Raw genomic sequence first — 9752 nt, forward strand, 5'->3', positions numbered from 1 at the left:
TTTGCTTTCATTTTGTGTGGTTTAGTTTGGGTTCAAGACCCGCGCCCGACCACCACAATCAAAGCTTAACCCCTGGCCCGAATTTCGGGGTCCGCCTCAGACGTATGGATTCAAGAAGCTTGGCGACCTGTTAGCCGCGACGGCGGCTGGGTCGTTGTTGCTGACAGGTCGCGCTGAAGCAGCTTCAGGTGATGGCGTGGGAGTGGGCTTCGACGAACCACAGCCACTTGTCGATGCCGCGGGAAACCTCGGTGAAGAGGTCGGCGGTGTCGGCATCGTCGAAGGCGTTGGCCTCCTCGATGGTGGTGCGGGCTTCCTTGCCGAAGGCGGCGAGGGCGGCGGCCACGGCGCTGACGTGGGCCATGCCTTCCGAGAGGTCGAGCGGATATTCGTCGAGGTGCGTGCGACTGGCTGCTACGCGGACAGTCCCTTCGGCGATGCCGCCGAGCTGGACGATTCGCTCGGCGATCATGTCCACGTATTGCTCGACGGCTTCGGCGATCTCGTCGAAGAGCTTGTGCAAGCCGACGAAGCTCGGGCCTTTGACGTTCCAATGCGCCTGCTTCATCTGGAGTTGCAGGTCGACGGCCGACGCGAGGCGCAGATTCATCAGCACGTTGAGCTCGGTGCGTTGGTCGAGCGGGATATCATTCTGGGTGGGATACACGGTGAGGGTATCCGTGAGCGTGTTTTTATGACGTTTCATGGCGATGGGGGATAATGGTTCCGGTAACCATCGCATCGAAACGAGTGAAACGCAAATCATCGAGAGGACGCGGCGAAGAAGCGTCAGTCGCCGTCGCACCGTCGCTCACGGGTTGCCGGAGATCGTTCCCGTTTTGTCGAGTTTGGCGGCCAGCCGCAGGATGGTTTCGGCCGAGTGCGCGGCCGAGAGGCTGATCCGCAGGCGGGCGGTGCCGCGGGGAACGGTGGGGTAGCGGATGGCGGGGACGAGGAAACCGGCTTGTTCCAGATTCGCGGCGGCGGCGAGCGCGGCCTCGTTGCTGCCTAATACCTTCGGGATGACGGGCGTGGATTGTGGAGAGAGCCGGGTGATGTTTTCCTGAAGTTTCGCCCGCAGGGATTTGCCTTCGACGGAACGGATGAGCGCGAGCGAGGCGATCGCCGCGTGTGCCAGCGCGGGCGGCGGCGCGGTGGAGTAGATGAACGAGCGGGCGCGGTTGGTGAGGAGGTTGATCCAGTCGCGGGATGCTGCGAGGTAGCCACCGGAAAGGCCGGCGGCCTTGCTGAGGGTGCCCATTTGGAAGGTGACGCGCTGTTGGAGATTTTCCTGCTCGGCGAGACCCATGCCGTGCTCGCCGAGGACGCCGAATCCGTGCGCTTCATCCAGCAGGAGCAGGGCGTCGTGGGTTTCTGTCAGGTTGACGATTTCGCGGAGCGGGCAGAGGTCGCCGTCCATGCTGAAGACGGATTCGGTGGCGACAAGGATGCGGGCGGCGGGTGATTTCGCCCGGGTGGCGACGAGCAGGCGCTCTAACTTTCCAAGGTCGTTGTGGGGGAAGACGCGGATCGTGGCGCCGGAAAGGCGGGCGGCATCGACGAGGCAGGCGTGGGAAAGCTTGTCGAGGATGACGAAGTCCGCTTTCCCGACGACGGCGGGGATCACGCCGAGCGCGGTGGCGAAGCCGGAGGAGAAGGTGAGGGCGGCTTCGGATTGTTTCGCCCCGGCGAGCGCCTCTTCTAGCAGTCGGTGCGGCGGCAGGGTGCCGCAGACGAGCCGGGACGCGGCGGCTCCGGCACCGAAGCGCCGCACGCCCTCGATGAGGGCTGCCTCGATTTCCGGGTGGCGGGCGAGGCCGAGGTAGTCGTTGGATGCGAAGTTCCAGAGCGTGCGGCCGTCGCGGACGACTTGCACTCCGGTGGGTGAGTCGAGCGGGCGTTGGCCACGCAGCAACCCCTCGGCGGCTAGTTGGCGGAGGGACTCGGCGGGGCTGGGCATGCGGGGCGGGGGAGGCCGGTTAGGAGCCGGAAGCGGGACGCTCGAGCGCCCAGGCGAGCAGTTTGCTGGAGTCTTTCCAGACGTTCGGCGTGGTGGATTTCAGCACGACGACGATGACGGAGCGTCCGTTGAGCGAGCCACTGCACACGAGGCAGCGGCCGGCGGCGTTGGTGGTGCCGGTTTTCAGGCCGTCGCAGTAGGGGACGGTTTTGAGCAGGCGGTTGGTGTTTTCGATGAAGCGGGTGTGGCCGTCGTTGAAGCGGAAGGTGAAGGATTTGGTGGCGGTGAAGGAGCGGATCAGCGGGCTGCGGTAAGCGGCGCGGGCGGCGATGGCCATGTCGCGGGCGGTCGAATATTGGCCTGGGTTCGGAAGGCCGTTAGGGTTGATGAAGTTCGAGTTCCGCATGCCGAGCGATGCGGCCTTTTGGTTCATGAGGACGGCGAAGGATTCCTGGCTGCCGCCGACATCGCGGGCGAGGGCGCGGGCGACATCGTTGGCGCTTTTCACCATGAGCACCTTGGTCAACTCGCGGCGGGGATAAACGTCGCCGGGTTTGAGGTTGAGATTGGTGGGCTCGCAGGCGCCGTCGATGGGCTGGATGGTGACGGGCTTGTCGATGTCTCCGGCATCGAGGACACAGAGCGCGGTGATGATTTTCTGGGTGCTGGCGACGGCACGGGGAGCATCGGCGTTTTTCGCATAGAGAACGCGGCCGCTGACGACATCGATGACGATGGCGCTCTGGGCGGCGACCGGAGGCGGGGGAGTCTTCGGAATGGCGGCGACGTGGACCGTTTGACCGCCCGCGGCGGCGGGGATGGCTCTGGGGGGGCGGGGTGGGGGATTTCCACCGCAGGAAGTGATCAGCGCACCGGTGAAGGCGAGTGCGAAAAGGCGGGCGCAAAGAAACCGTGACATGCGGGGGATCATTCTCATCGGCGCGCGGGCTTCAAGCCGGGAATGAGGTGTTCGCGGGAATCCATGGATCACGGGGTTTTCGGCGGCAACAGGCTGCCGTCGGTTTCACCGCCGGGCTGTGGCAGGGTGGGCTCGGCGAAGTCCACGGGACCGTTGAAGAACCAGAAGCCGCGCTTGCGGGTGTTTTCAAAGGCGAGGGCCTTTTCATGGCCGGTCGGCAGTTCTTTCAGATCCTTTTCACGAACCTCGACGATCTTGACTCCGGGCGGATTGATCGTGTTGACGGCCATTTCCGAGAACTTCGAAACCTTGCTGGTGGTGGCGGAGGTGGTCTTCTGAACAAAGGCCAGAGACCCTTGGCCGGCCTGCTTGACCGCAGAGCAGGAGGCCAGCGCGAGGGCGGCGACAACTGAGGCGATGTGGAGCGCGCGGTTCATGATTTTGCCTGTTGGCAGGTGGTTCATCTATATCATTTGGAATCAGGCTGTCCAACATTCGTTTCGAGGCGAATTCGTCACTTGACGACGAGCACGAGGAAATTGCGGACCGGGCGATTCCATGGCGCACGCCGGAGAACGGGACCGCCGGAGACGCTTTCGGAAATCCAGAGATCGGAGGAGCGGCCGCCGTCGAGATTGAGCGCGTGGCGGATGGGCCAAGCGGCGAGTGCCTGGCCCAGAACCGCGAGCGTGCAGGGCGAGCTGCGTCCGATCCACCAGCGCGTGCCACCGTCCCACAAGATGACCGTGCGGATGCTGGATTTAGCGGCTTCGAGTCCGCTGACGGTGCGGCTGTTTTCGACGAGCAGCGGGCCGGCTTGGATGAGTTCGCGCATGGCGGATGCTTCGGCGCGGCTGATAGCTCCGCGGCGGGCGATGGCGGTTTTTCCCGAGTTGTTTTCAAACCATGCGCCGCTGCCGAGCGAGGATGCGGTATTCCATGATCCGGAAATTTTCCCCGCCGCGACGACTAGTCCGAGCGGATATCCTTCCGGGGTGAAGAAGCCGGCGTTCACCGCGGCGATTCCACCGCCGGCTCTGGCAGCTGCGGCGGAGTCCGCAAAATTGGAGCCCGGGCCGTTTGCTTGGTCGGCGACGACGAGTCGGTGGTCGCGCGAATCGAAGGCGACGCCCTCGAAGGTGATTCCGGAAATTTCGCGAACCATCAGCCGCGGCGGCACGGGGGAGGGGAGCTCGACCGGGGGGATTTCCCGAACCACAGCGGCCCGGGCTAACGGGATGTCTTCCTGCAACGGCTTCGCCGGAAAACAGCTCGTGAAGGGCAACGCGAGCAGCCCGCAAATCAGATAGCGCATGGATTCAAGTCGCATGGGACGGCGGGGGAATCAGGCAGGGCGGGTGCCGATGCCGAGCAGCGTCTGGAATTTCGGGGCTTCGCTCTCGCGGTCGGCGACCACGGTTTCGATCTGCACGAAGCCGGACTTCTCCATCATCGTGGCGAGATCGCTCTCGGAAAACCCGAGCCAGCGGTCGGCGTAAATTTGGCGCGCGTCCTCGAAAGTGTGCAGGAGGAGATCCAAAACGATCAGCCGGCCGCCGGGTTTGAGGATGCGCAACGCGGCGTCGAGCGCGCGTTGCGGATGTTCGGCGTGATGCAGCGCTTGGCTCAGGACGGCGAGGTCGAGGCTATTGTTTTCGATGGGCGGCGTCTCGATGTCGCCGATGCGGTATTCCAAATTGGAGAGTCCGTTCTGGATGGCGAGGTTTTGGCCGAACTCGACCATTTTCGGGGATAAATCCACCGCGATGACCTTCTCGGCGCGCTGGGCGAGCAGCTGTGCAAGCGTGCCTTCCCCGGCTCCGAGATCGGCGACGACTTTGTAATTCAGCACTTTGATGAGCGCCTCGGCCAGCGCCTTCCAAGAGCGGCCGGGCACGTAATCCTTGCCGAAACGTCCGGCGAGTTCGTCGAAATACGCCCGCGAGCTGTCCTTCCGTTTCCGCAGCAAATGCCGCAGCGCGGTTTCATCGGCCGCGACTTCGGGCACTTCGGCGGCGGCCAGGCGGGCCACTTCCATCAGGTCGGAATCCGCGGCGCAGGTGTAAATGTTGTTCTTCCCGCTGCGTTCGTCGCTCACCAGACCTTCGGTTTTGAGCAGGGAAAGTTGGGTCGAAATCCGGCTTTGGCCCATTCCCAGGATTTCCTGCAACTCAGCCACGAAAAGGGCTTCATGCTCCACCAACATCAAAATCCGCAGTCGGGTGGGATCGGAAAGAAGCTTGAGTGATTTCAGCATTGACGGCATGCACGGGTTCATACATCAACGCATCACGATTTGACGATACGAAAATAAAAAAGCACATGAGCACCTACATTTTTTCCTCAGAATCCGTTGGCGAAGGCCATCCAGACAAGGTTGCCGACACGATTTCGGACGCCATTCTTGACGCCTGCCTCGCCATCGACCCGAAAAGCCGGGTGGCCTGCGAGACCTTCGTGAAGAGCAACGTGGTCGTCGTCGGTGGCGAAATCACCATCCCGAAAATCGGCAATAAGCCGATCGGTTCGGTGATCAACATTGAAAAGGTGATTCGCGACGCAGTCCGCGGCATCGGCTACACCAATGGTGACGATGTTTTCCACGCCGACCAGATTTTCATCAACAACTACCTCACCACGCAATCTCCGGACATCGCCCAAGGCGTCGATGCGAAGAAAGCGAAAGGCAAAAAACACGCCGAGCAAGGTGCCGGCGACCAAGGAATCATGTTCGGCTACGCCTGCAACGAGACGCCCGAGCTGATGCCCGCGCCGATCATGTATGCCCACCGCCTCGGCCGCGAGCTCACCCGCATCCGCAAGACCGGCAAGATCAAGTGGCTCCGCCCCGACGCCAAGTCGCAGGTCTCCGTCGAATACGTCGATGGCAAGCCGACCCGCATCGTCAACGTCGTCATTTCCACCCAGCACGCCGCGGATGTGGAGCACGCCGAGATTGAAAAATTCTGCATCGAGCAGGTGATCAAAAAGGTCCTGCCGAAGGAAATGCTCACCAAGGACACCGAGTATCTCATCAACCCGACCGGCAATTTCGTCGTCGGCGGACCTCAAGGCGACTCCGGTCTAACCGGCCGCAAGATCATCGTTGATACCTACGGCGGCACCGGCCGTCACGGCGGTGGTGCTTTCTCCGGAAAGGACCCGTCGAAGGTGGACCGCTCCGCCGCCTACATGGGCCGCTGGGTCGCGAAAAACGTGGTCGCCGCCGGCCTCGCCACCAAGTGTGAGGTGCAGTTCGCCTACGCCATCGGCCATCCGCTTCCCGTTAGCGTGCACGTCGACACCTTCGGCACCGGCACCAAGCCGGATGAGAAGATTCTCGCAGCCATCCTGAAGGTTTTCTCCTTCAAACCAGCCGACATCGTCAAGCAGCTCAAGCTGCTCCGCCCGATTTACTCGAAGTCCACCAACTACGGCCACTTCGGCAAAACCGACCCTGATCTCACCTGGGAAGCCACCGACAAGGCGGCCGCTCTCATCAAGGCAATCGGCTGATTCCATCATCTATCCAACAATTATATGAGCTTCACAGACTACAAAGTAAGGGACATCGGCCTCGCCGATTTCGGCCGCAAGGAAATCGAAATCGCCGAGCACGAAATGCCAGGCCTGATGGCGACCCGTGAGAAATACGGCAAGGAAAAGCCGCTGCAAGGCGTGCGCATCATGGGCTCGCTGCACATGACAATCCAGACGGCGGTTCTCATTGAAACGCTAGTCGATCTCGGTGCCGAAGTGCGCTGGGTTTCCTGCAACATTTTCTCTACTCAGGACCACGCCGCCGCAGCCATCGCTGCAACTGGTGTTCCTGTCTTCGCTTGGAAAGGCGAGACCCTCGAGGAGTATTGGTGGTGCACTTGGAAGGCGCTGGTCAATCCAGCAGGCCTCGGACCTGAGCTCATCGTCGATGACGGTGGCGACGCGACCCTGCTCATCCACAAAGGCTACGAACTCGAAAACGGTTCCGACTGGGTCAACACCCCGTCCGGCAACCACGAGGAACAAGTCATCAAGGACCTCCTCAAGGACGTGCATGCCAAGCAACCCGGCATCTTCGCGAAGATCGTGAAGGACTGGAAGGGCGTTTCCGAGGAAACCACCACCGGTGTCCATCGCCTCTATCAAATGGCAAAGGCCGGCACGCTGCTCGTTCCTGCCATCAACGTGAATGACTCGGTTACCAAGTCGAAGTTCGACAACCTCTACGGCTGCCGCGAGTCCCTTGTGGACGGCATCAAGCGCGCCACCGACGTGATGATTTCCGGCAAGGTCGGCGTGGTCTGCGGTTATGGCGACGTCGGCAAAGGCTGCGCCCAAGCCCTCCGCGGCCAGGGCGCGCAAGTCGTCGTCACCGAAGTCGATCCGATCTGCGCGCTGCAAGCCGCGATGGAAGGTTTCCGCGTGCTGACCCTCGAGGACACCCTCGGCTGGGGCGACATCTATGTCACCACCACCGGGAACTTCGACATCATCCGCCTTGAGCACATGGAGAAGATGAAGGACCAAGCCATCGTTTGTAACATCGGCCACTTCGACAATGAAATCCAGATCGACAAGCTCAACAATGCGCCCGGCGTGATCCGCACTAACATTAAACCACAGGTGGACAAATACACCTTCCCGGGCGGCAACAGCATTTACATGCTCGCCGAAGGACGCTTGGTGAACCTTGGTTGCGCCACCGGCCACCCGAGCTTCGTGATGTCCAACAGTTTCACCAACCAGACGCTCGCGCAAATCGACCTCTGGAAGAACCGTGACACCAACAAGCCCGGCCAGGTCACCGTGCTGCCGAAGCACCTCGACGAGGAAGTCGCCCGTCTCCACCTCGCCAAAGTCGGAGCCAAGCTCACGACCCTGACGCAGGCACAGGCGGACTACATCAACGTTCCTGTCGAAGGTCCTTACAAGGGCGAGCAATATCGTTATTGATTCGCCTCCGGATCCACTCCCTTCAGCCAGTCGTGAAAACGGCTGGCTGTTTTTTTTGGGAAAAATGCTTGAAATGATTCATAAGATGCATTTTAATGCTTCTTATGAAAAAGAAGCCGGTGAACTATCATGATCACATCCCGCCGGAATCCTCCGTCCTCAGGGAACCGGAAGCCGCTTACATGATCGAGCGGGTCCGGGACGGACTGCCGCTGGCGGAATTTCACGCCATGCAGGAAACGCTGGGCGTGACGGAGGAGCGACTGGGTGGCCTGCTCGGGATGTCCCGGGCCACGCTTCACCGCCGGAAAAAGGGCGGGGTTCTGGATCGGGCCGAGTCAGACCGTTTGGTCCGCTACGCGCGGTTGGTGGCTCACGCCTGCGCGGCGCTTGGCGGGCTGGAAGGCGCGCGGTCATGGCTGGCGGCTCCGGCCTTCGCGTTTCATGGAGAGACGCCGCTGGATTTCGCGGACACCGAGATCGGCGCGCGCGAGGTGGATGCTTTGTTGGGGCGTTTGGAACACGGCGTTTTTTCCTGATCATGGCGCTGTTTTACCGCATCGTGCAGGAGCAATGGGCGGCCACGGCGCTGGATGGCGAGGGCGCGCGTCGTTACGGCGGACGCTGGAATTTGCCGGGTGTCGCGGCGGTCTATCTGGCTGAGTCGCGGGCTCTCGCGGCGCTTGAAATCCTGGTGCACGCTCCGCGGGAGGCGCTGCGGCTCGATTGGAGGGTGATCGAGTTGGAAATCCCCGATTCGCGGATCGATCTCATCCCGGCTTCATCCCTTCCTGAAAACTGGCGGGCGCAGCCGTCGTCGCGGGCGGCCCAGACATTCGGCGCAAGCTGGTTGCGGTCTGGCGGTAATCTCGCGCTGCAATTGCCGAGCGTGGTGATTCCCGAGGAAAAATCCCTTTTGCTCAATCCCTTCCACCCGCTGATGAGCGAGCTGGTCCCGGGCAAGCCGCTGCCGTTCAGCTTTGATTCGCGGCTGGCGGGATGACTGGCAATAGATAGGGGATCTTTTTTGAGGCGGTCTTGGGGTTTGGGAATATGAAAAAATTCTACAAGATCGCGCAGAACGAGACGACCATCTCGCAGTATGCCGAGTTCCTCAATGCCGTGGCCAAGACGGACAGCTACTCGCTCTACAACGCGGGCATGACCACCAGCTATATTAACGGCATCTCGCAGAGTGGGTCGTCTGGTAGTTTCACCTATTCCGTGAATCCCGGCAGCGGCAACAAGCCGATCACCTTTGTGAGCTGGTTCGACGCGGCGCGTTTCACCAACTGGATGCACAACGGCCAGCTTACCGGCGCACAGACCGCCGCCACCACGGAAGACGGAGCCTACACGCTCAACGGCGCAACCAGCGGCGTGAGCGTAAGCAAGAACGTGGGGGCCACAGTCTGGATTCCTTCCGAAAACGAGTGGTATAAAGCGGCCTATTACGATCCGAACAAGGGCGGTGCCGGCGTGGGCGGCTACTGGGCGCAGGCGACGCAGAGCAATACGATTTCGGGAAATACCATCGGCGTGGCGGATTCCGCGAATTATTACGACGGGGACTATGTGGGCTATCCGGGGATGGCTCTCACCGATGTGGGCGCGTATGGGATGAATTCACAAAGCGCGTATGGGACCAACGACCAGGCGGGGAACGTGTTTGAATGGAACGATGCTGATATTTATGGTTGGACGCGCGGGCAGCTAGCGCGTTTCTCACCAGAAGACGTCGTTCTCCCCTTTGATCTTTTGCTCTTTTACCCTTTTTCTTCCTCTTCAGAGGTGGCGCGCGGAAGAGGATTTTTTTTCGTTAAAATGTTAAAATCGATTGGTGCTGGTTGATCGGGCGATGTTCCGACATCGCCTGTTTGAACAAACGTTTCAAATCAACCAACACCATGAGTAAACAGA

At 61.1% G+C, this 9752-nt stretch carries 11 protein-coding genes; 5 read left to right on the forward strand and 6 right to left on the reverse strand.

Going from position 1 to position 9752, the window contains the following annotated elements:
- Window positions 1-184: 184 nt before the first annotated feature.
- The 6 genes from dps to AC4DF4_RS16520 form a co-directional block, all read right to left on the reverse strand.
- Window positions 185-706, reverse strand: a complete 522-nt coding sequence (gene dps / locus AC4DF4_RS16495) for a DNA starvation/stationary phase protection protein Dps (protein ID WP_490049206.1) — start codon at window positions 704-706, stop codon at window positions 185-187.
- 105 nt (window positions 707-811) lie between these two features.
- Window positions 812-1960, reverse strand: coding sequence for an aminotransferase class I/II-fold pyridoxal phosphate-dependent enzyme (locus tag AC4DF4_RS16500; protein ID WP_490049207.1), 1149 nt, complete (start codon window positions 1958-1960; stop codon window positions 812-814).
- 19 nt (window positions 1961-1979) lie between these two features.
- Window positions 1980-2879, reverse strand: coding sequence for a D-alanyl-D-alanine carboxypeptidase family protein (locus AC4DF4_RS16505; protein WP_490049208.1), 900 nt, complete (start codon window positions 2877-2879; stop codon window positions 1980-1982).
- A gap of 68 nt (window positions 2880-2947) precedes the next feature.
- Window positions 2948-3316 carry a hypothetical protein gene (locus AC4DF4_RS16510; RefSeq protein ID WP_490049209.1) on the reverse strand — a complete coding sequence of 123 codons (369 nt, stop codon included), beginning with the start codon at window positions 3314-3316 and terminating at the stop codon, window positions 2948-2950.
- A 77-nt stretch (window positions 3317-3393) separates the two neighbouring features.
- Window positions 3394-4209 carry a phosphodiester glycosidase family protein gene (locus tag AC4DF4_RS16515; RefSeq protein WP_490049210.1) on the reverse strand — a complete coding sequence of 272 codons (816 nt, stop codon included), beginning with the start codon at window positions 4207-4209 and terminating at the stop codon, window positions 3394-3396.
- A gap of 15 nt (window positions 4210-4224) precedes the next feature.
- Complete coding sequence (locus AC4DF4_RS16520; RefSeq protein WP_490049211.1) at window positions 4225-5136, reverse strand: ArsR/SmtB family transcription factor; 912 nt, start codon at window positions 5134-5136, stop codon at window positions 4225-4227.
- 65 nt (window positions 5137-5201) lie between these two features.
- Between AC4DF4_RS16520 and metK the strand changes: the two genes are divergently transcribed.
- The 5 genes from metK (at window position 5202) to AC4DF4_RS16545 (ending at window position 9683) form a co-directional block, all read left to right on the forward strand.
- The gene (gene metK / locus AC4DF4_RS16525) at window positions 5202-6395 is read left to right on the forward strand and encodes a methionine adenosyltransferase (protein WP_490049212.1); all 1194 of its coding nucleotides are present in this window, start codon (window positions 5202-5204) and stop codon (window positions 6393-6395) included.
- Between the two features lie 24 nt (window positions 6396-6419).
- Entirely contained in the window at window positions 6420-7832 is a 1413-nt protein-coding gene (gene ahcY / locus AC4DF4_RS16530) for an adenosylhomocysteinase (RefSeq protein ID WP_490049213.1), read from the forward strand.
- A 104-nt stretch (window positions 7833-7936) separates the two neighbouring features.
- On the forward strand, window positions 7937-8371 hold the full coding sequence (locus AC4DF4_RS16535; RefSeq protein WP_490049214.1) for an Xre family toxin-antitoxin system antitoxin: 435 nt from the start codon (window positions 7937-7939) through the stop codon (window positions 8369-8371).
- A 2-nt stretch (window positions 8372-8373) separates the two neighbouring features.
- Entirely contained in the window at window positions 8374-8835 is a 462-nt protein-coding gene (locus tag AC4DF4_RS16540; RefSeq protein WP_490049215.1) for an RES family NAD+ phosphorylase, read from the forward strand.
- Between the two features lie 50 nt (window positions 8836-8885).
- A complete protein-coding gene (locus AC4DF4_RS16545; protein WP_490049216.1) occupies window positions 8886-9683 on the forward strand; it encodes an SUMF1/EgtB/PvdO family nonheme iron enzyme in 798 nt (265 codons plus the stop codon).
- Window positions 9684-9752: the final 69 nt, after the last annotated feature.

The sequence above is a fragment of the Luteolibacter sp. genome (genome assembly GCF_058122085.1).